The sequence below is a fragment of the Acinetobacter sp. M5A5_2a genome, assembly GCF_053345265.1.
Window position 1 is genome coordinate 30,498 of sequence record NZ_JBKEZV010000008.1, and the last position, 23,483, is coordinate 53,980.

The 23,483-nt window shown below is 38.5% G+C and carries 20 protein-coding genes and 2 pseudogenes; 8 read left to right on the forward strand and 14 right to left on the reverse strand.

Annotated features, from left to right (window positions below; translation table 11 throughout):
- Window positions 1-46 precede the first annotated feature (46 nt).
- The 6 genes from ACLBWE_RS10685 to ACLBWE_RS10710 all read right to left on the reverse strand — a co-directional run bounded on the left by ACLBWE_RS10685 (window position 47) and on the right by ACLBWE_RS10710 (window position 4,838).
- Window positions 47-757, reverse strand: coding sequence for an SDR family oxidoreductase (locus tag ACLBWE_RS10685; protein WP_447602785.1), 711 nt, complete (start codon window positions 755-757; stop codon window positions 47-49).
- Between the two features lie 27 nt (window positions 758-784).
- Window positions 785-1,081 carry a YciI family protein gene (locus ACLBWE_RS10690; RefSeq protein ID WP_447602787.1) on the reverse strand — a complete coding sequence of 99 codons (297 nt, stop codon included), beginning with the start codon at window positions 1,079-1,081 and terminating at the stop codon, window positions 785-787.
- Between the two features lie 162 nt (window positions 1,082-1,243).
- Window positions 1,244-2,494 carry an NADH:flavin oxidoreductase/NADH oxidase family protein gene (locus tag ACLBWE_RS10695; RefSeq protein ID WP_447602789.1) on the reverse strand — a complete coding sequence of 417 codons (1,251 nt, stop codon included), beginning with the start codon at window positions 2,492-2,494 and terminating at the stop codon, window positions 1,244-1,246.
- A gap of 8 nt (window positions 2,495-2,502) precedes the next feature.
- Entirely contained in the window at window positions 2,503-2,889 is a 387-nt protein-coding gene (locus ACLBWE_RS10700; RefSeq protein WP_447602791.1) for a helicase, read from the reverse strand.
- Between the two features lie 47 nt (window positions 2,890-2,936).
- A complete protein-coding gene (locus tag ACLBWE_RS10705; RefSeq protein WP_447602793.1) occupies window positions 2,937-3,800 on the reverse strand; it encodes an alpha/beta fold hydrolase in 864 nt (287 codons plus the stop codon).
- 24 nt (window positions 3,801-3,824) lie between these two features.
- On the reverse strand, window positions 3,825-4,838 hold the full coding sequence (locus ACLBWE_RS10710; RefSeq protein ID WP_447602795.1) for an alpha/beta fold hydrolase: 1,014 nt from the start codon (window positions 4,836-4,838) through the stop codon (window positions 3,825-3,827).
- A gap of 236 nt (window positions 4,839-5,074) precedes the next feature.
- Here ACLBWE_RS10710 and ACLBWE_RS10715 point away from each other — a divergent pair, with 236 nt between their 5' ends.
- Both ACLBWE_RS10715 and ACLBWE_RS10720 read left to right on the forward strand, forming a co-directional pair.
- Window positions 5,075-5,878, forward strand: a complete 804-nt coding sequence (locus tag ACLBWE_RS10715; protein WP_004642960.1) for an oxidoreductase — start codon at window positions 5,075-5,077, stop codon at window positions 5,876-5,878.
- 55 nt (window positions 5,879-5,933) lie between these two features.
- Window positions 5,934-6,938, forward strand: coding sequence for an NADP-dependent oxidoreductase (locus ACLBWE_RS10720; RefSeq protein WP_005046858.1), 1,005 nt, complete (start codon window positions 5,934-5,936; stop codon window positions 6,936-6,938).
- 84 nt (window positions 6,939-7,022) lie between these two features.
- On the opposite strand, the pseudogene ACLBWE_RS10725 reads toward ACLBWE_RS10720, so the two are convergent.
- The 3 genes and pseudogenes from ACLBWE_RS10725 to ACLBWE_RS10735 all read right to left on the reverse strand — a co-directional run.
- Window positions 7,023-7,169 (reverse strand): annotated as a pseudogene (locus ACLBWE_RS10725) (NAD(P)-dependent oxidoreductase); the annotation flags it as partial.
- Between the two features lie 129 nt (window positions 7,170-7,298).
- Window positions 7,299-7,508 (reverse strand): hypothetical protein, encoded by a 210-nt coding sequence (locus ACLBWE_RS10730; protein ID WP_035357968.1) that lies wholly within the window; start codon window positions 7,506-7,508, stop codon window positions 7,299-7,301.
- 227 nt (window positions 7,509-7,735) lie between these two features.
- Window positions 7,736-8,302 carry a TetR/AcrR family transcriptional regulator gene (locus ACLBWE_RS10735; protein ID WP_447602798.1) on the reverse strand — a complete coding sequence of 189 codons (567 nt, stop codon included), beginning with the start codon at window positions 8,300-8,302 and terminating at the stop codon, window positions 7,736-7,738.
- A gap of 746 nt (window positions 8,303-9,048) precedes the next feature.
- Between ACLBWE_RS10735 and ACLBWE_RS10740 the strand changes: the two genes are divergently transcribed.
- From ACLBWE_RS10740 to ACLBWE_RS10755, 4 genes are all read left to right on the forward strand, one after another.
- A complete protein-coding gene (locus ACLBWE_RS10740; RefSeq protein WP_035360958.1) occupies window positions 9,049-9,618 on the forward strand; it encodes a TetR/AcrR family transcriptional regulator in 570 nt (189 codons plus the stop codon).
- Window positions 9,619-9,758: 140 nt separating this feature from the next.
- On the forward strand, window positions 9,759-10,778 hold the full coding sequence (locus ACLBWE_RS10745; RefSeq protein ID WP_447602801.1) for an MBL fold metallo-hydrolase: 1,020 nt from the start codon (window positions 9,759-9,761) through the stop codon (window positions 10,776-10,778).
- A 188-nt stretch (window positions 10,779-10,966) separates the two neighbouring features.
- Window positions 10,967-11,515, forward strand: a complete 549-nt coding sequence (locus ACLBWE_RS10750) for an RrF2 family transcriptional regulator (RefSeq protein WP_348951350.1) — start codon at window positions 10,967-10,969, stop codon at window positions 11,513-11,515.
- 157 nt (window positions 11,516-11,672) lie between these two features.
- On the forward strand, window positions 11,673-12,878 hold the full coding sequence (locus tag ACLBWE_RS10755) for an NAD(P)/FAD-dependent oxidoreductase (RefSeq protein WP_447602803.1): 1,206 nt from the start codon (window positions 11,673-11,675) through the stop codon (window positions 12,876-12,878).
- An 86-nt stretch (window positions 12,879-12,964) separates the two neighbouring features.
- Here the strand turns inward: ACLBWE_RS10755 and ACLBWE_RS10760 are convergent, their stop codons facing one another.
- Both ACLBWE_RS10760 and ACLBWE_RS10765 read right to left on the reverse strand, forming a co-directional pair.
- Window positions 12,965-13,657 (reverse strand): type 1 glutamine amidotransferase domain-containing protein, encoded by a 693-nt coding sequence (locus ACLBWE_RS10760; protein WP_447602805.1) that lies wholly within the window; start codon window positions 13,655-13,657, stop codon window positions 12,965-12,967.
- 153 nt (window positions 13,658-13,810) lie between these two features.
- Window positions 13,811-14,641 (reverse strand): alpha/beta fold hydrolase, encoded by an 831-nt coding sequence (locus ACLBWE_RS10765; protein ID WP_447602807.1) that lies wholly within the window; start codon window positions 14,639-14,641, stop codon window positions 13,811-13,813.
- 268 nt (window positions 14,642-14,909) lie between these two features.
- Here ACLBWE_RS10765 and ACLBWE_RS10770 point away from each other — a divergent pair.
- Window positions 14,910-15,023: pseudogene (locus tag ACLBWE_RS10770) on the forward strand (acetoacetate decarboxylase); the annotation flags it as partial.
- A 62-nt stretch (window positions 15,024-15,085) separates the two neighbouring features.
- Here the strand turns inward: ACLBWE_RS10770 and ACLBWE_RS10775 are convergent.
- From ACLBWE_RS10775 to ACLBWE_RS10785, 3 genes are all read right to left on the reverse strand, one after another.
- Complete coding sequence (locus ACLBWE_RS10775; RefSeq protein WP_447602809.1) at window positions 15,086-20,242, reverse strand: DUF4011 domain-containing protein; 5,157 nt, start codon at window positions 20,240-20,242, stop codon at window positions 15,086-15,088.
- Window positions 20,243-20,476: 234 nt separating this feature from the next.
- Window positions 20,477-21,271, reverse strand: a complete 795-nt coding sequence (locus ACLBWE_RS10780) for a TorF family putative porin (RefSeq protein WP_447602811.1) — start codon at window positions 21,269-21,271, stop codon at window positions 20,477-20,479.
- Window positions 21,272-21,352: 81 nt separating this feature from the next.
- Window positions 21,353-22,267: a LysR family transcriptional regulator gene (locus tag ACLBWE_RS10785; RefSeq protein WP_045431386.1), complete on the reverse strand. Its 915-nt coding sequence runs from the start codon at window positions 22,265-22,267 to the stop codon at window positions 21,353-21,355.
- Between the two features lie 100 nt (window positions 22,268-22,367).
- Here ACLBWE_RS10785 and ACLBWE_RS10790 point away from each other — a divergent pair, with 100 nt between their 5' ends.
- The gene (locus ACLBWE_RS10790; protein WP_151743708.1) at window positions 22,368-23,474 is read left to right on the forward strand and encodes a muconate/chloromuconate family cycloisomerase; all 1,107 of its coding nucleotides are present in this window, start codon (window positions 22,368-22,370) and stop codon (window positions 23,472-23,474) included.
- Window positions 23,475-23,483: the final 9 nt, after the last annotated feature.

Consider the following 23,483-nt stretch of genomic DNA (forward strand, 5'->3'; position numbering starts at 1 on the left):
AGTGCTTTTTACAGATTAGAGCTTGTTATATTCATTCATTATTAATTTACTCAAGCATGCCCAGATAAACTGGCGTTTCGGCTGTCAGTCCAGCATGCACGTTTTGGTTAATCTTATCTGCCAAGAGTTCAGATTCCCCTCTCTCTACAGCAGCTATCGTCATTTGTGCAATAATCTCAGGTGAAGTTTTATTTCCAGCTAATCCACGAACCATGTCTGTGTCCATGAAAGCAACATGCAGCGACAAAACCTCTGTTCCCTGTGCTTTTAACTCTTGTCGCATAGCATTGCTCAAAGCCCAAGCAGCTGCTTTTGAAGCACTATAACTACCTGTAACGCCAGGTAAAGTAGCCCAGCTTAACGCTGAGATCACATTGATTACAGCACTGCTATGGTGAGTAGCTAGAACTGGTGCAAATGCCTGAGTTACCCGCAGTGGCCCAACTGCATTTGTTTCGAACTGATCTCGAAGTAAATCGATAGATGATGGGGAAAGAATAGCCCCATGTCCACCGATACCTGCGTTGTTTATTAATAAATTTACGTCGCCCAGTTTTCGTGCTAACTCTTCAGCCTCATCTGGACTGGTCACATCCAAACGAACAGGTACTACACCTGACTCAATTGTTATGCTCGATGGATTGCGCGCTGCCGCATAGACTTTGCTGGCACCGGCAGCGAGTAATGCACGTACAAAAGCTGCACCCAGCCCTCTATTTGCACCTGTAACAAGTGCGACTGAACCTTTAGTATTCATAATAATATCTTCTATAAATTTAAGAAATTAGGCGTGTGAAGCCAAATGAAGCATGACGTAGTGCTCATAATGGCCGACACCATTTTTTACGATAGGGTCTTGTGACGTGAAGCTAGCGATATCCTCTTCATCTGCAATCTGGTAAAGCGAAAGGCCGTACCCATTCCCATCATTAATAACGGGACCATGGGCGACAATAACGCCTTGATCGAGAAGTTTATTTAAAAAATCGCCATGCTGTCCCATCCATTTCTTCTCATCGTCAGACATCGTTCCGAGAAAATCCGCACGTGGTGGGATCCATTTACATAAGTAATTTTTCATTTCATATCCTTAAAAAAAGAATGAGTAAATTGCGTAAATATTTAAGTATCTACTTGGCAGTTTTGACATTTTTAGTGCTGAAATATCTTTTCTATTAGGCTTTGGGGACTCAAACTCTTTTGCCCGAGCGTTTCAGGCAATTTATCCTAATGAAAAAATTGGTTATTTTGCTCGGCTACGTTGGGTTGCATACGTTCCCCAACCACTAAGTAAAACTGATTTAATAAATGCCCATAACCCACTTTCCTTAGGTTTCGGCTCTTTACCTTTACCAATCCGTTTGAGTTGTTGGGTATACCAAAGTACTTCCATAATCCCCAGACTATCAATTTTTTTGATGCCAGTTTTGATGGGTTGCACTGACTGAAAACCATTTTTTCCTGCCAGTAAAGATTTGGGTACATCAGGTTCAATTGCCATAAGTCTTGCAATTCCAATGACATCACATGCATGGGACTGCAAAGCTTGATCCATACCTTCTACAGTTCGGAATCCACCTGTTACCATCAATGGCGTTTTTACGAGTGTTCTCACTTTTTCTGCGAAATCAATAAAGAAAGCTTCGCGTGCGATTGTCGATGCTTTTTGTGGAGCTTTGGCTACTCCAGATTCGTAGGTACCACCCGATATTTCAATCAGGTCAATGCCTGCATTCGCTAATGCCTGAATTGTTTCTAAAGAATCTTGCTCGGTAAACCCACCTTTTTGAAAGTCTGCCGAGTTAAGCTTAATCGCAATAGGAAACTCTTTACCGACTTGTTTTCGGATCTCTGCATAAACTTCCATTAAAAAACGGCGACGTTTTTCTGGTGTACCACCCCACTCATCATTTCTTAAATTGTGCAAAGGTGACAAAAACTGGTTAATCAGATAACCATGTGCAGCGTGAATCTCAACTCCACTAAATCCAGCCTTTTTACATATCGCAGCACTACGCCCAAAACGCTGAATAATTTCTAAAATCTCTTCGTGTGTTGCTTCATCAGGTGTTGCAAATAAAGACTGCATTTCTGCACCAAATGGCACTGCCGATGCAGAAATGTTACGTACATTTAATCCTTTCGGTGATTGTTTTCCCGGATGATTTAACTGTGCCCACAATTGAGAACCTTGTTCGGTCACGGTTTTTGCCCATTTCTGTAAAATTGCAAAATCACGCTCATCCTCAACCACCACATTTCCAGCCTCACCTAAGGCTTTGCGGTCAATCATAATGTTGCCAGTTATGATCATCCCAATCCCTAATGCGGCCCAACGCTGATATAGCCGAACATGTTTTTCGTTTGGATTATTTGAATAGCTGGCTAAAGTTTCACTGGTTGCAGCCTTCGCTAACCGGTTTGGAATGATGACACCATTCGGTAAAGTTAAGGGCTGCTTCAAAAGATTCGTTTTTAATTGCAGATGAGTCATGGCTTATCTCACACAGTTAAAGAGGGTTTTGAATGGGGTTGAATAAAGTCCACTAAACTTTGAAACCACATCACATCCACAAAATTTCCGGTAATGACAAGGTCTTGTGTTTTAAGTGCAGTTAAAAAAGTGTTTACACTGTCTTTCGCTGACAACACGGCAAACCCTTTGCTACCCGTCTTAAACGTAAAGGTAAAACTTGGTAACTTGGTTAGCCCTGAGTAAGAGTTAATCTTGCCGTTTTTTACTTCGAAATAGCGGCCTTCACCACTTGCTGTTTGAATCTGAAAAATGACATTTTTATCTTTCACATAAGCTGCGCATTTCGGGTTCTTTTTTACAGCACGCTGCATGAGCTTGGTCAGCATCCACAGCAATAATTTAAATTTCATCATTTTTATCTTCTTGATTCATCAAATTGAATGGACCGAACTCATGGGCATTATTCATCTAAAAACTGGATTGCATGTTTTACGAAGCGTTCAGGGTACTGAAATTGGGCACCATGTCCTGCATCGGGATAAATAAATAGCTGAGCGTTTGGAATGTTAAGTGCCATGTGATATGCATTGATGGTCGGAATCATCACATCATCGACACCATTTAAAATGAAAGTAGGTTGTTTAATCTCACGTAAATGTGCAAAAGGATCTTGTTCATCAAGTTTAGGTAAAAAATGCATATTGGCTTCTATTTGTGCCTGCATGACTTCAACTGAACTTGCTGGATCTTGGTTTTTACGCTCATGGCGACGTTGCCAAAATTCATGACCTGCCTGAATAGCAGCTTCAGATCGGCCAAAAAATAAAAAGAGGAAGTTTTCTTCAGAAGGCACAGCAGTTGTTGCATACTTCAATACCAAAGCAGCGACTTCTGGATCATCTCCACGTGGTTTACCGCCTCTTGGTCCAGTACCTAAAAGTATGAGTTTTCTGACGAGTTCAGGATGTCGGCGTACTAAATCTTGTGCCTGAAACCCTCCCAGTGAAAAGCCTAATAGGTCAACCTGCTTTAAGCCTAATGCACGAATGACTACTGCCGCGTCGTCTGCCATATCTTCAATGCGAGTACGGGGCTGGCCAGTAGATGAAGCAACGCCGCGACCGTTAAACAAAATGACTTCACGCCCTTGCGCTAAACCATCAGTAATCAGTGGATCCCAATTGTCTAAACCACCTCGGAAATGCTGAAGAAAAAATAGCGGTGGTTGCTCTGTATTTGCATTACCCCATCGACGATAGGCAAAATTTTCTCCATCTACTTCAATGAATTGGGTCTCGGCTGTTTGGTGTGTAATTGTTGTCATGGTCATAGTCCTAAATTTAAGTTCTTATTTAGCTAAGAATGTAAGTGATTGTTTTACAAAATCTTCATTAAACTGAAATATTCCCCCATGACCTGCATCTGGATAGATTACAAGTGAACTATTCGGTAAACGCTTTGCTAAATCATAAGTATTTACTGTTGGCACCATTCGGTCATGATCACCATTGGCAACAAGAACAGGTTGTTGAATCACAGAAAGGTCAGCAGGTTTTTTACTTCCCCATTTTTTTAATGCTTTAAGCTGGGCACGATAGGCAGAAATGGTGATTTCTTTATCTCGGTTTTCAGTACGTTCATTAATACGTTGAATAAAGGCTTTTGCAGAAGCTTTACCATTTTCTGTACGAGTGAAGAAAAGATAAACCTTCGGGTCTTGACCAGTCACCATTCCACGAACTAAATCCCAATTAGAAATTCGCCCGACTGTACTAATTCCCGTACCGCCCGCAGGGCCAGTTCCCGATAAAATCATTTTTCGAACCAAATTCGGCTGTTTTAGCGCAATCTCTTGTGAAATCATGCCGCCCATCGAAAAGCCAAATAAATCAACCTGCTTAAAGCCTTTTGCTTGAATGAAAGCAATCGCATCATCTGCCATTTGTTCAATTGACTTTGCTGGTTCACCAGTCGAAGCACCAACGCCGCGATTATCAAACACAACAACATGATGTTTTGCCGCAATTCCATCAATAATTCGTGGATCCCAGTTATCTAGTACAGCAGCTAAATGGTTTAAGAAAATGACAGGCGTTCCACCGTTTTGTTGACCATATTCTCGGTAAGCGAAGTTAACGCCACCTGCACTAATAAATTGAGTTGGTACATTCTTCCAATTTGTATCTTGCTCGGCGTGTTGCCCTGCTTGCGGATTGCTAACAGCACTTGATGACACTTTATGTGCCTGAATTGATGGTTCATTAAAAGAAACCGATGGCACAACTTCTGCCTGAGTTAAGGGAGCACTAAAAATAGATATCGCCGTCAAACTCATAGCAACTGTATTTATTAAAAAATTCATTTCTCTGATCCTCAAATTTAATTCATTGATCTGATTCATCTGTTTTTATGAGTGATCTTTCAAAGGGAGAAAAGATAAAAACAGAGTAAGTATCGATTTAATACCCACTATACGCATGTAAAAAAATATTGTCACTATCTTTTTAGTAGTAACTATTTTATTTTTAGATTATGATTAAAAAATCAAGTCGAAATTCATTCGTTAATTGACTACAAAATTTAAGTAAGGAACATGATATGACTAGCAAAGTAGTTCTAATTACAGGCGCATCTTCTGGTATTGGTTTAGCAACAGCAAACCTTTTACATGAGGCTGGATTTATTGTTTATGGCACAAGCCGACAAGCAAAAGATTCATCAAAATACAAATTCCATCTTATTGAGTTAGACGTAAATCAAGACAATTCAGTTGCCCAAGCCGTTGAGAAAGTAATAGCAACCGAAGGAAAAATTGATGTCTTAATTAATAATGCTGGGTTTGCAATAGCGCCTGCTGGTGCCGAAGAAAGCTCAATGCAACAAGCACAGGCTATTTTTGATACCAATTTTTTTGGTGCGGTTCGAATGACTCGTGCAGTGATTCCACATATGCGCCAGAAAAAATCAGGATTGATCTTAAATATCAGTTCAATTCTTGGGCTTTTACCTCTGCCTTTTGGCGCACTTTACTCTGCATCAAAACATGCACTTGAAGGTTACTCTGAATCTTTAGATCACGAATTAAGATCTCAAGGCATTCGTGTGTCACTTATTGAACCTGCTTACACCAATACGTCTTTGGGAGTAAACTTACTCGAAGCAGACAATAAAATTTCTTTTTACGATCAAACGCGTGAAAAGCTACATAAACAAATGATTAATTCAATTAATAAGTCAGATGACCCGAGTGTGGTTGCCAATACAATTTTAACCGTCATTCAAAGCCAACAGGTCGTACCACGCTACACAGCAGGAAAAACTGCAAAAAGCTTAAAAGCGTTAAGACGATTTGCACCTGCAAAGATCTTTGACAAATTAATTCACCGCAGCTTGAAAGTTTAGAACAAACCCAAGCCTATAAAACTTTAAAAATAATTTCGAGAAATAGAGGTTTCAAATGAAAGCAGCCTACATTAGCCGTTATGGCAACATTGATGACGTACAGCTCAATGAACAATCTCAACCACCACTAACAGCAGACGCTGTGCTTGTTAAAGTTCATGCTGCAAGTATTAACCCTCTCGACTTAAAAGTTTTAGAGGGTGAACTTAAAGCAATTCTGCCACTGAAGTTTCCTTTCATATTAGGCAATGATTTTGCAGGTACAGTCGTAGAAGTTGGATCGAACGTTACTCAGTTTAAAGCCGGAGATGAAGTCTATGCCAAGACAGATTTAAACGGTGCTTTTGCTGAATATACTGTGGTTCAACAGTCTTCACTTGCACTTAAACCTCAAAATCTTTCTATGGAGCAGGCGGCCTCTTTACCTTTAGTTACATTAACAGCATGGCAAGCTCTGGTTGAAATGGCAAAAGTTCAGCCAGGACAAAAAGTACTGATTCATGCAGGTTCAGGCGGTGTTGGCTCAATCGCAATTCAACTTGCCAAATCGTTAGGGGCTATTGTTGCAACTACAACAAGTGGTAAAAACGCTCGTTGGGTTAGAGAGCTAGGCGCCGACATCATTGTTGACTATAAAACGACAGATTTTGAGCAAGAACTTAAAGACTATGACGTGGTTTTAGATACGCAAGGTGGAAAAGCCTTAGAGAAATCAGTCAATGTACTTAAACGTGGTGGGCGACTTATCAGTCTTGCAGGTCCACCCGATCAAGCAACTACAGACGCATTTAATCTGAACCGTTTTCTAAAATGTGTTATCCCACTTCTAAGCTGGTCAATCCGACATAAAGCAAAAAAACGTGGCGCTACCTATTCATTTCTATTTATGCAGCCAAATGGTCAGCAGCTCTCAAAAATTTCCGAATTGGTCGAAGCTGGAAAAATTAAACCCGTAGTTGACCAAACCTATGACTTTATTCAAATTAAAGAAGCGCTCCAATATGTAAATACTGGACGAGCAAAAGGGAAAGTCGTTTTAAATAATATTGCTGAACTTTGAGCATTTATTTAAATAAAAAACACTACGAATGGTCAAATCATTAAAGATCTTAATTACTCGACCATTCGTAGTAGCTTTATAAAATCAAAGAGGTAAATGATTCATCCTCTCTAACTCACGAATTAAACCAAAATGATCAAGCTCGCCGTCTCTAGCTCCCACCATATTTTGAAATAATTGACTGACCAATTCAGCAATAGGCAAATTCAACTCTAGTGATTTGGCATAGGTAAAGGATATTCCTTAAATAAAAAATCATGATATTTATAGGATGCTTTCTGCTACAAGAAATCGGCTTAAATACGTATAAAAAACCTCAATGAGATATTGAGGTTTTTTTATACATTTTCGATAGTTTTATCAGTTTTGCTGATCTTTTTGCCGCTGTATATCTTTCTGATCTTTCACGTTTTGTTGCCGCTGTTGATTTGGTATATGGTGTTGGTATTGGTGGTTTTGTTGCTGTTGTTGATCCTGTTGGTTTTGCTCGAATTGTTGATCTTGCTGTTTATTTTGGCGATCTTGATCAATCTCTTGTTGCCGGTGTTGATCATTTTTTTGATTAGCCATATTAATTGTCCATTCTTTAATATGATTCATTTTTAAATTTACATCCTTATCATTATAAAGCTACCTCCTTCATGTGACATTTCCTTTCATTGTAAATTTTATGATTGAAGATAAAAATATATGACTAATAAAGATGCATTTATTTAAATTTTCTAAAAATATAAATTACATTGACTACTTGATAAAACAAATTTTATTTTAGATTCATAGATTAAAATGCTTTTCTCTCACCCCAACCCCAACCCCAACCCCAACAAAAAATACTCAAGCAACCTCTCCCGTTCATCTGGTTTACTGGGGTCTAAAAGCTGAACCATTGCTCCATCAATCACAAACAAAAACATGTGCGCATCTTGTTTTGAAGCATTTACATTGGTTGTTAAAAGCAGATTATAAATTTCCTTGATCAACCAGTTTCGATAGTCAATTACGACCTGATACGCCTTTGGATGTGTTTTCGCAATTTCAAAAATAGCTTTAAATGGCAAATGATATAGCCCTTCTAAATCGGCATGTAAAAAGTATATTTTTCTAAGTTTTTCAACTAGCGTTAAGTCTTTTTGAACATAAATAATTGAAAGTAACTCTTCTTTTAAACCATCTTTTTGAAAGGTCAGACTCATTTCGATAAGACGTTCTTTTGAGTGAAAATAATTATAAAACGTGGCTTTCGGGATTTTTGCTGCTTCAATAATTCGGTCTACCCCGACATTGTGAAAGCCATGTTTATTAAAAAGATATCTTGCAGAATGAAGTACGCTTAAAGCACGAAATGGAAGATCTGAATGTGGCATAGTTTTACCGTTATAAAATAGATTTTTGTTGTATATAAATGAGATATAAAAAGCCTTGACTCTTTTAAGGGTAAAAAAGGCATAGCAAAGCCATAAAGACTGTGCTTGGCACATCTCAAGTTTTATTGTTGCTAAGTTTTAGACGTAATGATTTAAAGTTCGACAAGCCTAAAGGCCATCAAACCATTTAAAGATGGGTTAAGTGGTGTCGATATAGCTTTTGGCAAAGGCTGCCAAGAAATAATGAATGTGCAAAGCCAACTCCTTTAAGTATGGAGTTCTGCCGAAACATTATAAATTATGGTGGCAGAACGGAAGCAGGTTGACGGACTGGTTTGAACTCCAGCACACTCGAAAGTGTCCCACTCCCGTCCTACCGCTACGGGAGGGAACGAGGTGTGCACACAAGACTGTTCCTCAGAAGAAATAGTCCTGATGTGGTTCAAATATCGGTCCGTCAAAACCGACTGGCAATGTAGGCCAGCCCGCAAATGGTAATCTGCAATATTTAAGGTGTCAATGTGAAATTGGCTAGAAAATATTTAATTAATTATTGTTTTTCATTTAATTACATATTTAAGGAAAACCTTAAATGTAAGCTTAACAATATAAAATAAATCTATAATCTTTTTAAAATTCTGAGCTTATTGGCGTGTTCGTAAATTTGACCTCCTCTACAAAACATTTCTTGCACTCTAGCTATTTTTATGTATGATTGAGTAATCACTCAATTAATTTATTTGTGTATGGCTCGTCCTCGTAGTGAAGATAAACGTAATGCAATTTTAAGTGCTGCTATTGAAACATTGGCAGAGCTTGGCGAACGTGCGTCTACCTCAAAAATTGCCAAAGTCGCTGGCGTGGCAGAAGGCACTTTATTTACCTATTTTAGTAGCAAAGAAGAGTTGCTTAATCAGCTCTATCTTTCACTAAAAGCTGAACTGCGTCAGGTCATGATACTCAATTACCCTGATCACTCCGATTTGCAAACACAAATGTCTCATATTTGGCAAAGCTATTTGGACTGGAGTTTAGAAGCTCCACTCAAACGCAAAGTAATGGCACAGCTTTCAACTTCTGAACAAATTACCGAGCAAAGCAAACAAATTGGTATGCAAACCTTTTGCGATCTGACCCAAAATATTCAAGAACATATTAATGGCGGAACACTACGTGATTACCCACCGTTATTTATTGCTTCAATTTTGGGGGCGCTTGCCGAAGTCACACTGAATTTTATTGCCCAAGACCCTTCTCAAACCGAGCGTTATCGCAAATCGGGTTTTGAAGCATTTTGGCATGCAGTTTCAATATAAATAAAAAAATAAGGACCTACGGCGTCCTTATTTTTGAACCAATTAATGAGTGAGTAAATACTCATTTATATAGATATTAATAAGTACTCTTAAAGTTCTTATTTGCACATATAGGTTTATTCCACTAAAGGAAAAACAAGATGACTATTTCAAACACAACAGACTTGCCTTCTCCCTTAATGCCGTCACAGCAACACGATGGCAAATTTAGAAATACACGTCCGAACCAGCACAAGCCTTCTTTTGGTAAGTCGCTTCAGTTGATGTGGAAGTTTCTATTTAACAAACCGAAAGACACAGTTCCAAACAAACAAATTCCAGTTTTAAGCTTGTCAAAAGAACAACTTCTTAGTGCACCTGACCGCTCTCTCTTTCGTCTGGGGCACTCGACCATTTTGTTAAAATTACGCAATGAATTTTGGTTAACTGACCCTGTTTTTTCGGAGCGTGCATCACCTTTTCAATGGATTGGGCCAAAACGTTTTCACCAACCACCAATCAGCATTGCCGAACTACCGCCAATTAAAGGCGTGATTTTGTCGCATAACCACTATGACCACTTGGACTACCACGCAGTAATGCAACTTAAAGACAAAGTTGAGCATTTCATAACACCGCTTGGTGTGGGTGATGCCTTAATTAAATGGGGAGTTCCAGCAGAAAAAGTTCAACAACTCGACTGGTGGGATACGACACATATTGATGGTTTAGAACTGGTTGCCACCCCTGCACATCATTTTTCGGGCCGAAGCTTGAGTGACAGTAATGCAACGTTGTGGGCATCGTGGGTAATTATTGATAATGATCTACGTGTATTTTTTAGTGGTGACACGGGATATTTTGATGGCTTTAAAGAAATCGGACATCGATATGGCCCCTTCGATCTGACCATGTTAGAAACTGGCGCTTATGACCCAGAATGGCCAGATGTACATATGCAGCCCGAGCAAACGTTACAAGCACATATCGATCTAAAAGGACGTCATTTGTTACCTGTGCATAACGGTACTTTTGACTTGGCGCTTCATGCGTGGGACGACCCGTTTGAACGTATTGTCGGTTTAGCTAAAGAAAATGCGTTAGCGATTAGCACACCGCAAATGGGTGAAGTACTCAATCTAAACGAGCCAAATGTCGAAAATTATTGGTGGCGTTCGTAAGTTTTTTTGATAGTTTTTAAATTATTTATTTCTCTTTAAAGGTATTTAAATTCAGATATATAACGTCAATTTTCCTTATTTGCATTCTCTTCAAATAAAACTAAGACCAACTTTGTCTTAGTTTTATTGTTGACTATAAACACAGACCGAGTTAGTCTGTGTTTGTAATTGATCAATTATGAAATTAAATGGCTTATATCACTAGTAGCGTCGAGTATGCGATTCACTGTCTTCTTTTTCTTGTGAACAATGAAGATAAACCTTTGAGTAGTAAGGATTTGGCTGAATTACAAGGAGTCTCTCCGAGTTTTATGGCTAAGATTTTTCCTAAACTTGAAAAGGCAGGTCTCGTTATTGCTCAAGAAGGTGTTCGCGGTGGATATTTACTGGCCAAACCGGCTCATGAAATCAGTTTTTTAGATATTGTGAATGCAATCGAAGGTGAAAAACCGCTTTTTGAGTGCCAAGAAGTCCGTGGGAAATGTGCGGTCTTTAATCATGCCCCGCCAGATTGGGCAACCAGTGGTGTGTGTGCAGTGCACGCCGTGATGTTACAGGCCGAAAAAGCCATGCGAGATGCGCTAGGTGCTCATACACTTGGCGATATTGCAGACCGTTTTGGCCGTTATGCACCCGACGTATTTTTTAGTGATGTAAATGGCTGGATCAATGAACGCATCGAAGGAAGAACAGCAAAAATGCGGAAAAATAAAATATCGCGGGACACCCCCGACTAACGAGCTGATAGGGCCTCAAACCCTGACATAAAACTCCCCTAATCGTTTTAAACGCCTTCTCAGATTCTTCGGACAATCAGAGAAAGGATTCGCTCACCCTAAATTTTGTGATGAGCTGGAATTTGTTGTCCGAAAAATCGATCAAAAGGATAATCAAATGAGTAAGCGTATTATTATTGCAGGTTCTGGCTTTGCTGGTTTATGGGCTGCACTTGCGGCACAAAGAGCAATTCATTTAGCTTCGCAAGAACAAAATATTGAAGTAGTGATGGTTTCTCCTAGCCCGAATGTTGGTATTCGCCCTCGTCTTTATGAAGCTGTACTAGAAAACATGAACCCTGATATTTCAGAGTTACTAGGCGTGGTTGGGGTTAAATATCTAGCAGGTTGGGTAAATCAAATTGATGGCGACCAACAGACCATTGAGGTTTCAACCACCGATGGCAGCAAACAAACTTTAAGCTATGACCGTTTTATTCTAGCAACTGGAAGTACCACTTTTATGCCTCCTATACCGGGCCTTACAGAATATGGCTTTAGCGTAAGTACACTAGAAGATGCTGAAAAACTAGATCAACATCTTAAAAACTTAGCCAATAAACCTGCAAATGCAGCACGTAATACTGTGGTGGTTGCAGGTGGTGGGCTTACTGGGCTAGAAACTGTCACAGAAATGCCTGAACGTCTGCGTAGCATTTTAGGCGAAACTGATGTGCGTGTAGTTTTAGTAGATTCATCTACAGAAATTGGTGCGGCAATGGGTGACCAAGCTGCTACAGTTATTCGAGAAGCTCTTAGCGAGCTGGGTGTGGAAGGTAAAGCTGGTCTACGAGTTACAGCACTGGATGCATCAGGGGTAACGCTTTCAAACGGCGAAAAAATTGAAACAGACACCGTGATCTGGACAGCGGGCATGAGAGCTAACTCGCTCACCTCTCAAATTGCTGGTGAGAAAGATAATTTAGGCCGTTTGATTGGGGATGCTTATTTACATGCACCTGAAGCAAAAAATGTTTTTGTGACTGGTGATACTGTAAAAGTTCCAACCGATGATTTAGGTAATTTTAACGTGATGTCTTGCCAACATGCCATGAGCCTAGGCCGTGTAGCAGGTTACAATGCTGCAGCAGAATTGGTTGATTTACCACTTCATGCATATAGTCAACCGAAGTATGTGACTTGTGTTGATTTAGGCCCTTGGGGTGCTCTCTATAGCGAAGGTTGGGACCGTCAGGTTCAATTTATTCGTGAAGAAGCCAAAAAAATTAAGCAGGAAATTAATACTGTCTGGATTTACCCACCTGCGGCAGACCGTGAGGCTGTGTTTGCCATAGCAAATCCTGATTTTGTTATTGTTCCTTAAAGTTAGCTTTTCAAAATAGAACAATCCCCAAAAGTTGTAAGTCATGATTGACTTCTCTTTTGGGGATTATTTTTAATACATAAAACTTAAGTCTTTTCTAAAGTTTCTATAATTTCTAAAGCCGTTTTTTTAGCAGAAAATGGGTTCTGACCTGTAATTAAATTTCCATCTTGAACCACATGCGGTGCAAATGGAATTAAAGCCTTTTCATAGTCTGCACCATACTCTTTTGCTAACTCTTCGGCATTGTAAGGCACCTTTTTTGCTACCCCTGCTAAAATTTCTTCACTCCATGCAAAGCCAGTTAACTTCTTCCCGTCTATAAGCCGTTTACCATTGGAAAGCCTTACATTTAATAGACCACAGTAGCCATGACATACACTTGAAACAATACCGCCTTTTTCATAAATATTTTTGGTGATTTCTTGAAGTTCTGGGTTATCTAGAAAATCCCACATTACCCCATGACCACCCGTGTAATAGATCACGTCATAATCTTCCCAATGAATATCTGACGGTTTATGTGTATTGGCAAGCAAGGTCATAAATGCCTGATCATCTTCTCTCGCTTTTACCGATTTATCGGCAACCAATGCACCTAGTGATTTTGGTTCAATAGGTGTTTTTCCGCCATTCGGACTCACAATATCCTGAATATATCCTTGTTTTTCAAACTCATCATAGGCGTGGGTAAGTTCACCTAACCATAGGCCTGTGGGTTCATCTACATCTTTATAACGTGAAACATTGGTCACGACATGTAATATGCGTTTAGACATCTTTTCACCTCATTTTTGATATTTATAATTCTGTTCATTGATTTATCAAAGCATAGAAACCTGTTACTGAAAGTGTGTGCTTGGTAAAGTTATGAACTAAAAAAAGAGGCATTCAGCATGCCTCTTTTCAAAATCTGTTGTCTTTATTTTTAATTATTCACGGATAAAGGCTAATAAATCGGCATTAATAATTTCATGGTTCACGGTTAACATGCCATGAGAGAAACCTGGGTAGATTTTGAGTTGGCTATTTTGAAGCAATTCTGCCGATTTCACTCCAGATGTTTTATAAGGTACAACTTGGTCATCATCACCATGCAAGACTAAAACAGGAATGGTGATTTTCTTTAAATCTTCGGTAAAGTCAGTCTGTGAGAACGCCACAATACCATCGTAATGTGCTTTTGCTCCCCCCATCATTCCTTGACGCCACCAGTTGGCAATTATCCCATCAGATGGTTTTGCATCAGGTCGGTTAAAACCATAGAACGGCCCAGATGGAAGATCACGATAAAATTGTGCACGGTTATTCAAAACCTGTTTTTGTAAGTCATCAAATACATCTTTTGGTAAACCTTCGGGATTATTTTCAGTTTGAACCATCAGTGGCGGCACTGCGCTGACAAGCACAGCTTTTGCAACATTTCCTTCACCATGACGAGCGATATAGTGAACCACTTCGCCGCCGCCTGTTGAGTGGCCAATATGAATTGCTTTTTTAATGTTGAGATGTTTAACCACCTCTGCAACATCGTCTGCATAGTGGTCCATATCATGACCATCCCACACCTGACTAGAACGACCATGTCCCCGTCTATCATGAGCTACAACACGATAACCTTGTCCCAAAAAGAAAAGTAGTTGTGTGTCCCAATCATCTGAACTTAAAGGCCAACCGTGATGAAAAAATAAAACTTGGGCATCTTGTGGTCCCCAATCTTTATAGAAAATGTCTACGCCATCTTTTGTGGTTACATATCCCATCTTTATTCTCCTGCTGAAAATCTGCTTATAGGTTCGTTATTAAGGTTTGAATATTTATATCAAGCTTAAAGTTAACTTTAAGGCCAATCATCTTAATCGTATTTTAAAAATAAAATTTATATGAAGACTCTAATTAACTTTGTATCTTTTTAATCTTTAATTGTTTTTATTTTATTTCTTTTTAATTTCAAAGATTTTACATACCAAAATTAAAGCCTTGAATTTCAAGTTAACTTCAACCTTATAGTTTCTAAAAAAGTTCAACTAAAAAAACGATGGACCTTTAACAAAGTTGCTAAATGAACTAGGTGCCTCGACTATCTTACGTTTAGACGTTGTTGAAGATGCTCAGGTAGTATTAAATCTACCAGTTAAAATTTAGTAATCCGTTATTCAATAAGACTAGGAACAGATAAGGCCAAATCCTATCTGTTCCTAGATAATTTAAGCAACATTTTGATTCACTTTTATCTCTTCTAATATTTTTACCAATTCAGTTAAGTTTTGATTTGGATCTAACCACCAATCGACCGTCCAAACCGATAAAACTTCCCAACCTAATCCATTTAAAACCGTTGGTCTAAGTTGATCTCGATCTCGTGCAGTAGCAGCTTTAGCATAGTTTTCACCATCTACAATAACACCTGCAATATAACTACCCGAATTCAGATCATCCTTAATAGCTAAGTCTACACAGCTATCACCCTGTCCTATTCCAAGATCCACACTCCAGCCTTGTTCTTGTAGCTTAGTTTGTAGGTACTGTACGAACTCTTTTTTAGTCTGCTTTTTACTTTGATCAACATAATTTAAATGCAACTGACCACTGCGAGCAAAAACTAGGAAGTCTTTTAAATCTCTTACGCCCTCACTATTGGTGCGTGCCAAATTAATTTCTTCTGGACTCAAGGCAGAGAAAACATGTAAACCTTGACGGGCGCGAGTAATTGCTACATTTAGACGGCGCTGACCGCCTTGACGGTTAAGCGCACCAAAATTCATTGATAAGCGACCATCCTGATCTTTTGCATAGGTAATGGAGAAAACGATAATATCGCGTTCATCTCCTTGCACATTTTCTAAATTCTTAACGAATAAAGGTTCAATGCCTGATTTACTGAGTGTCTCTAACTCAGGATGATTTGCTAGCTCATTATCCAACAAATCTTCAATCAACTTTTGCTGCGTCATATTGAAAGTCACAACACCTAAGGTCAAAGGGTTCTCTTGTCCTAACTGTGACTGTAAATGCTGAATAATAAATTCAACAATTGCTTTAGCTTCATTCGTATTGGTACGCGTATCCCCTTTGTCGTAGACACCCTCAACCATATGAAGTTTTACAGCGGTATCTTTAGCAACAGGTGCAGGGAAAGTAAATAAACCACCTTTGTAGTATTTCTGGTTACTAAACTGAATAAGACTTTCATAACGACTACGATAATGCCAGTTCAAAGCCAATTCAGGTAACTGAGCAGCAAGACATTCATCCAGAATACTTTCTAAATCTTCAGTGACTTCTTCATCAACCTCTTCTTCAGAATCTCCCTTACCAAAGAAGCTTGTTGGCGGCATTTGTTTATTATCACCCACCACAATTGACTGCTTGCCTCTCGCTAATGCACCAATCGCATCCCATACTGGAATCTGTGAAGCTTCATCGAAAATCACCACATCAAATTTTGCTTCAGTATCCAGATATTGAGCCACAGATAACGGACTCATTAATAAGCATGGCTTTAGCCCCACTAATACGTCAGGAATCTGGCGCATTAGTTCACGTACAGGAATATGACGACGTTTCTTGCCCAATTCTTTATTTAGAACAGTCCACTGTGCCTTATATTTATCTTGTTCACTAAAAATAGCATTCCAACGATGAATAATCTCATGACTCGCAGCAAGCTGGTGTTCTCTATCTTGCTGTGCAAAAGTCTGAATTTTCTGTTCATGTTGCTGGCTATTGAATTGATTTAATTCTGGATGTTGACTAAATTGATGAGTAATCCAGTGTCTTGCTAAATTAATATTCAAGCTTTTTAAAGCAGCATCCAGTTCCAATCGGGTATTTAAAAGTTCAAAGGCGAAGGGTTTTAATCCTTGTTTAATCAACTGGCTCTTTATAGCTTGCCAATTTAACCAATGTCTCCAAGATGAACTGTGTTGCTGTAATTGCTTTTGTCTTTCAAGAATTTCACTAAAATTAATATCTAGATATGGAGTGAGTTGGATATCGCCTTTCAGTGCATGATCATTCAACAATTGACCGAATGTATTTTCCACCTGAGCTATATTTTGTTTTATTTCATCCAAACTATTATTTTTACTAAACTCTACAGCTTTTAATAAAGTTGCTTGATCTGTAATTGTTGATGCAACGATTTGCTTAATTTCTTGCCACTGATTGTGAATAGTTTCAAAACTTTGCCATGCACTATCTTCACCCTGCCAGTAAGAACCCAATTTACTTGCCAACTGATTTTCACATTCAGTGAATTGTCGTTGTTGACTTTGGATATGTTGCAATATTGGCAAGTCATGAGCAACTGCCAAAGCTGTAGGACGTTGAGTTGAGTTTTGATAAGTTTTGACTAAGTTTCTCAGTTGGAATTTAGCGAACCATGAAAATGGGAAAATTTTTGATTCTGCTTCACGCCATTTAAAGGCAATTTGATTTAAATCTGCTTGATAAACTTGAGATTGGTATTGTCCAACTAACGAAGAACGTTGCTGTTTTAAATCTTGGACTAACTGCTTCGCTTGTATAATCGTGTTTAAATCTAAATCTTTAATAACACTTAATAATTTTAAATCAGTTTGCTGAACAAGATCGGATAATGCCGTAAAAATAGAGACATCATGTTTAACCTGACTCAGATTTTTCTTTTCCCCAAATCCATAAACTTCTTGCCAAATAGAAACTGAACTTTGCAAACGCTGTATCTGATCTACAAGTTGATCTTGCAATATTTGATATTGTTCTTGCCATGCTAGGCTCCAAATCGGCTCAGACAAACCTTCCGCAAAACCATTCAATACATCTTTAACATTTTCATTGACGAGCTGACGTAAACTTACAGCTTGTGTCACGCTCTCACTCAGTAGCTCACGTTTTTCTGCTGTTAATGTCGCAATATTGATATCAGGAAAACGTAAATGCGGTGTATCCCGATAACGAAGTTCATCACTCATTGCGGCATACAAACTCCAGCCAATAGGGTGTGATGTATGGAGATTTTTTACATGTTGATTCAGCTCATCTCGTGTTTGAATTAATCTGTCTGAAAGTTTCTGCCATTCTGTTGTTTTAGGTTGAGCACTTAAAAAGTAAGGATCATTATTTTTCTGCGCTCTTTCTCTCAGTTGATCCAGTACTTCCATTTTTTGGGATTTGGATGAGTGTAACTGCAAACACAATTCACTTAAGCCAATTTGTGTCAAACGGCGATAAACAACTTCTAAAGCAGCCATTTTTTCAGATACGAATAACACGGATTTACCATCCGCCAAACATTGAGAGATCATATTGGTAATGGTCTGTGACTTACCTGTACCAGGAGGACCTGACAATACAAAGGTGCGTCCTAATGCTGCGGACATGACTGCAGCTAACTGCGAAGAGTCAGACGATAAAGGAGTAAATAATTGTTGTGGCTTATATTGTTGGTCTAATTGAGCAGGTTGAGGGAATTCATCTTGTTTAATAAAAGGTTCCCGTGGGGATTCAATTAGATGATTTACTACTGCTTGATTTTTCAGTTCATCCATCCGTGAAGACAAATCAAGCCACATTAAATATTTAGAGAATGAGAATTGACCAATAGCAGCCTCAGCTTTTACTTCCCATCCTGCTATATTTACAATCGCCTTCCGTACAATATGTAAAACCTGATTGACATCTACACCGGAGTCATCTGCTGGTAATGGATTCAAGCCAGCAATATCAAGTTCAAAGTCTTGTCTTAATAGTTGTAATAGAGTGGAGTTAAAACGTGGTTCATCATCGTACATAAATAGACGATAGCCTGTTTTAGCCGTCTCACGCGTAATCTGTACAGGAATAAGTAGTAATGGGGCCTTAAAAGTACGTTTCGAGCGTTCTGACTCTTTCCACTCAAGAAAACCAACCGCAAGAAATAATGTATTAGCCCCGCCTTCCTCTAAAGCAGTACGCGAAGCACGATAGACTTCAATCAGGCGCTTTTCTAATAAGGGTGTATCTAAAGGACTAAATAATAATTTTCTAGAAAGGCTTTCATCAACATACTGATAAATATGTTGGCTTTCATTTTCACGCTGGACATCTTTTAGCGAAATACTATCAATACTCTTAAATAAAAAACCCTCCTGATTTGCAAGCGCATCTTCAAGTTTGCTTAGTGTTAACTCAGAGCACTGTAAAGGAATACTGTAACGGTTATCTTTAAAATTTAAGAGTTTATTACGAAGACTTAAATCTAATAATCGACGTAACCAACGATCAACCCTTGTAGTTTTACTTTCAACAGAACGGTCAACATCGTAATTAGGAATAGATGCAGATGCCCATTCAATCTCTGTTTCATCTAGGTGATTCTGCTTTTCCAGATGTGCAGAAATTGGTTTAATACCACGCAATCGAGACTGACGAACATCAATTGCAAGATAAAATTTATTCTGACGAGATTCATCCTTAATATACTGTCTTGCAGTTTCAAGTGCGGAAGTGAATTTTGCTTGTTGTGTAAGTAACGTCGTTTCTATAAAAACGATCTCACCCAAATCATAACGTTTTCTTAATGCCTGAATATCATCAATAATTAAATCAACATTTGGGGTTTCATTTAACCAAACACCAAGATAGGCATGTCCTTCTTCAATAATAATTAACGTATCAAGACCAATTTGTTCAGCCAAGGCACTTAACAACATTGTAGTATCTAAACAGCACGCCAGTTTTTCTTCAAAAATCTGCTTTGCCAAACGGATTCGTTGGCCCGATTTAACAAAGCTTGCAGGGTTAACAATATAATGAATATCTTGTTGTAATAAAGATTCCCATAGTGCATTCAACTGAGATAGAACAGAATCCCGATCTCGTTCTAAATATCCACTTAATGAACCGAGTTGTTTTGTTTTTAAGATCTCACTCGCTTTAACTAAAATTGGGCTGAGTGCTGAAGAATTAGGTTGTGAAAAACTCGCCAACAACTCAATTGGCTGACGTTCTCCGCCCCAAGTATCAATAGTTAATACATCTATTTCTAACCGCTGTTCTGCCAGCACTTCTTCTTTTTCATTCAACCAGAGTACGTCAATACTCCCTTTCATATTTTCAGGTAGCTCTTGCAACATTTGAATATCAAAAGCTAATTTTGGTTTATCTAGAGCTAAGACTTGATCACTTTCTAAGCTTGAAATATGGATGGTATGTTCTTTGAAATATTCAGGATTAGAACGAATAATAATTCGAGAGTCAGAAATTGTTTCAGTAGAAGATATTAGAACTTGTCGGATTAGGGGCACTGAATTTTGCTGTAAAACGAAACTCAAAGCTGAAGCACAATCAACTTGTAATGAATATTCAGAATTAGTTTTTTGTTTATTGTCAACTTCTGACATTATTTACCCCTTATCAATTTTATTAGATCTAATTAAAGATGTGCTTAAAAACTAAAGGTACAATATTAAATGATTTATGTCTTATTTTAAAATTAAACAAACAGCAATATTAAATCTTTCTTGGCTGAGAAAAGTAAATTCTTAGTCTTAACAGGAGATTGTTTTTAACTACGCTTGAAAGTTTACAGATGACTTTCAAGCGTAGTTAATCAGACCACTATTGATAAGTTTAACTTAAAAAACTTTTTTTACAGACACTGTAAATGTTGAGTCAATCGGATTTGAAATAGGTGCATCTGGCTCACCATTACTATACTTTTTATAGAACCCATTTTTATCCCAAGCTTTGGTATAGGCCACCCCCGTATTCCAACCATCGCCTAAATCCTTAATAAGCTCGACTTTTATATCTTGGAAATTAGCTTCCGAGAAATTTTTAATTCTTTCATAGCCATAATGGGCACCAAAAGTCCAAGTGTCATTTATTGGCTGTGTAAAAGTTAAATCCAGATATGTAGTTCCTCTTGAACGTTTACCCTCAGGGCCGCCCATCGTCTTGGAGTTATAGCCAGCATAATCTGGGGTGTAGGTAATAAAGTATTTAAGCGTTAAAGGTCCATAACCAATTTGAGGCACAATTTCGCCATAGTTATAACTGGTACTGCCCGTTTCAGGCGTGCTTTCAGCTCCCGGATAGTAGTAATAAAAAACCGTCATGCCAGCCGAAAACTTATCGAAAGTTTTTATATAACCTGCATAAAAATCCCACTCAACTGAAGCATCTCTAAGATAGTTAGAACTCACATTCGATGCCCAAGTACCTACAAATAATCCATTCGGATTTGCATAATCTAAACCAATCTGTAAAGCTGGCTTACCCCATGTTTGTTGGAAACCACGTGATATATATTGACTCGCGAAGGTTACATTTGCACTGTATGGAGAAATTTGTTCTTGTTCATTTAATTGTTCAGCATGTACAACACCAGTAGACATAATGAGAGAAGCTAGTCCTAAAATTTTTCTCATTCAATAATTCCTTTTACATATTACCTATAGGTTTAAAGTTTTAAAATAACATGAAAATTCAATTTTAATCGTATTAAAAAGTTATAAATTCAAATTTCTAGACACTTGTTCTTCGCTATAGATCTCTTCAATACAATCTAAAATTTTAGGAATATACGAACTTTGATCCATGTTGCGCATAGATAGAGAAATAGGACTATAAGCTTCTAAGTCTAAGATATTTAAGTAAGTTAGATTCTTCATTCCAATGTCACAGGCACTTTCCGGAATAATACAAATACCCTCACCCGATGCCACTAATCCCAATGCCATATGAATTTCGCGGACTTCTGTAAGTTTGGCTGGAATTAAACCCAACTTGGTAAATAAAGCTTGAATGGTGGTCGAAAAATTTGGCTTAGGTGTAGTGGGATAAGAAAAAATCGTCTCATTAATGATTTGAGATAAGTAAATTCCTGAATCTTGAAATTCACTTAATGGATGCTTTTTATGAATCGCTAATTTTAATTTTTCTTTTCTGAGTAAAAGTCTCTTAATGGCAGGATCACTAATGGGTAATCGACCAAAACCTAAATCGATTTTGCCTAACTTTAAAGCTTCAACCTGATCTCGTGTTCCACATTCAATCAGTTCAACATGGATGTCAGGATTTTTTTGTCTAAATAGATAAATGACCTGTGGTAAGCGTCCGTAAAGAAGTGAACTAACATAGCCAACTTTGACAATGTTCTCTACCAGCTTCATTTTTTTAGCCATAGAAGCTGCTTGAGCCGTATGCGTTAAAATCTGCACAGCATGTTGGTAAAAAAACAGACCTGCTTCTGTCGCTTTTAATGGACGAGAGCCCTTCACAAACAAATCAATGCCTAACTCTTCCTCTAGTTTTTTGATTTGACGTGTTAAAGGTGGCTGGGCAATAAAAAGCTTTTCTGCGGCTTTAGTCAGACTTTGTTCTTCAACAACGGTAACAAAATAACGTAGATGTCTTAATTCCATTAATATACCTTTTTAGTATCTTAAAATACCGTTCTATATCTATTTTAGGCTATTACATTCTTCTATGGTATGTAAACAAGTTTGAAATAGTTGAAACTTCATGTATAGAACCATAGAAACCATACTTGTGGATATTCCAACTATCCGTCCTCACCAGTTGTCTGTAACCACAATGCGTACTCAGACTTTGGTGCTCGTTAAAATTACGACCATGGATGGTATTGTCGGTTGGGGTGAAGCGACCACCATTGGTGGACTGAACTATGGTGAAGAAAGTCCTGAAAGTGTCAAAGCCAATATTGATACTTACTTTGCACCATTACTCGCATCAGTTAAAGATTTAAACGTTGCTCAAACACTAAAACTGATTCGTAAAAATATTAATGGTAACCGTTTTGCGAAATGCGCCATTCAAACTGCCCTACTTGATATTCAGGCAAAACGTTTAGGCGTGCCATTAAGCGAAGTTTTAGGTGGTCGTCTGCGTAATAGTTTACCTGTACTTTGGACGCTCGCGTCTGGTGATACAGAAAAAGATATTGCTGAAGCTCGGAAAATGATTGAGTTGAAACGTCATAACACGTTCAAACTCAAAATCGGTGCACGCCCTTTGCAACACGATGTTGATCATGTGATTGCAATTAAAAAAGCACTAGGTGCAGATATTAGTGTACGTGTCGATGTAAATCGTGCATGGTCAGAGCTGGAATGTATCCAAGGTATTCAACAGCTGCAAGATGGCGGAATTGATTTAATTGAACAGCCCTGTGCTATTCAAAATACTGAAGCACTTGCTCGTTTAACACATCGTTTTGATGTGGCAATCATGGCGGATGAAGCTTTAACTGGGCCAGACAGCGCATACCGTATTGCAAAAAGCCATGGGGCTGACGTATTTGCGGTAAAAATTGAACAATCTGGTGGTCTGATCGAAGCATGTGAAGTGGCCAAGGTTGCAGGTTTGGCGGGAATCGATCTTTATGGCGGTACCATGCTTGAAGGCCCTGTAGGTAGCATTGCTTCTGCTCATGCATTTGCAACTTTTGAAACATTAGCATTCGGTACTGAATTATTTGGTCCGTTATTGCTTACCGAAGAAATTTTGAAAGAACCGCTACGTTACGAAAACTTTGAATTGCACTTGCCAACAGCTCCGGGCTTAGGCATTGAAATTGATGAAGATAAAGTCGAGAAGTTACGTCGTTAAGGCAACAGG

Bases quoted from the DNA above. Each gene is read 5' to 3' on its own strand.
- ACLBWE_RS10735 (WP_447602798.1), bottom strand. From the start codon at position 8,302: ATGCCACATTCAGATCTTCCATTTCGTGCTTTAAGCGTACTTCATTCT.
- ACLBWE_RS10720 (WP_005046858.1), top strand. From the start codon at position 5,934: ATGAAAGCAGCCTACATTAGCCGTTATGGCAACATTGATGACGTACAG.
- ACLBWE_RS10685 (WP_447602785.1), bottom strand. From the start codon at position 757: ATGAATACTAAAGGTTCAGTCGCACTTGTTACAGGTGCAAATAGAGGG.
- ACLBWE_RS10700 (WP_447602791.1), bottom strand. From the start codon at position 2,889: ATGATGAAATTTAAATTATTGCTGTGGATGCTGACCAAGCTCATGCAG.
- ACLBWE_RS10745 (WP_447602801.1), top strand. From the start codon at position 9,759: ATGACTATTTCAAACACAACAGACTTGCCTTCTCCCTTAATGCCGTCA.
- ACLBWE_RS10695 (WP_447602789.1), bottom strand. From the start codon at position 2,494: ATGACTCATCTGCAATTAAAAACGAATCTTTTGAAGCAGCCCTTAACT.
- ACLBWE_RS10785 (WP_045431386.1), bottom strand. From the start codon at position 22,267: ATGGAATTAAGACATCTACGTTATTTTGTTACCGTTGTTGAAGAACAA.
- ACLBWE_RS10740 (WP_035360958.1), top strand. From the start codon at position 9,049: ATGGCTCGTCCTCGTAGTGAAGATAAACGTAATGCAATTTTAAGTGCT.
- ACLBWE_RS10690 (WP_447602787.1), bottom strand. From the start codon at position 1,081: ATGAAAAATTACTTATGTAAATGGATCCCACCACGTGCGGATTTTCTC.
- ACLBWE_RS10715 (WP_004642960.1), top strand. From the start codon at position 5,075: ATGACTAGCAAAGTAGTTCTAATTACAGGCGCATCTTCTGGTATTGGT.
- ACLBWE_RS10750 (WP_348951350.1), top strand. From the start codon at position 10,967: ATGGCTTATATCACTAGTAGCGTCGAGTATGCGATTCACTGTCTTCTT.
- ACLBWE_RS10780 (WP_447602811.1), bottom strand. From the start codon at position 21,271: ATGAGAAAAATTTTAGGACTAGCTTCTCTCATTATGTCTACTGGTGTT.
- ACLBWE_RS10730 (WP_035357968.1), bottom strand. From the start codon at position 7,508: ATGGCTAATCAAAAAAATGATCAACACCGGCAACAAGAGATTGATCAA.
- ACLBWE_RS10775 (WP_447602809.1), bottom strand. From the start codon at position 20,242: ATGTCAGAAGTTGACAATAAACAAAAAACTAATTCTGAATATTCATTA.
- ACLBWE_RS10755 (WP_447602803.1), top strand. From the start codon at position 11,673: ATGAGTAAGCGTATTATTATTGCAGGTTCTGGCTTTGCTGGTTTATGG.
- ACLBWE_RS10705 (WP_447602793.1), bottom strand. From the start codon at position 3,800: ATGACAACAATTACACACCAAACAGCCGAGACCCAATTCATTGAAGTA.
- ACLBWE_RS10760 (WP_447602805.1), bottom strand. From the start codon at position 13,657: ATGTCTAAACGCATATTACATGTCGTGACCAATGTTTCACGTTATAAA.
- ACLBWE_RS10710 (WP_447602795.1), bottom strand. From the start codon at position 4,838: ATGAATTTTTTAATAAATACAGTTGCTATGAGTTTGACGGCGATATCT.
- ACLBWE_RS10790 (WP_151743708.1), top strand. From the start codon at position 22,368: ATGTATAGAACCATAGAAACCATACTTGTGGATATTCCAACTATCCGT.
- ACLBWE_RS10765 (WP_447602807.1), bottom strand. From the start codon at position 14,641: ATGGGATATGTAACCACAAAAGATGGCGTAGACATTTTCTATAAAGAT.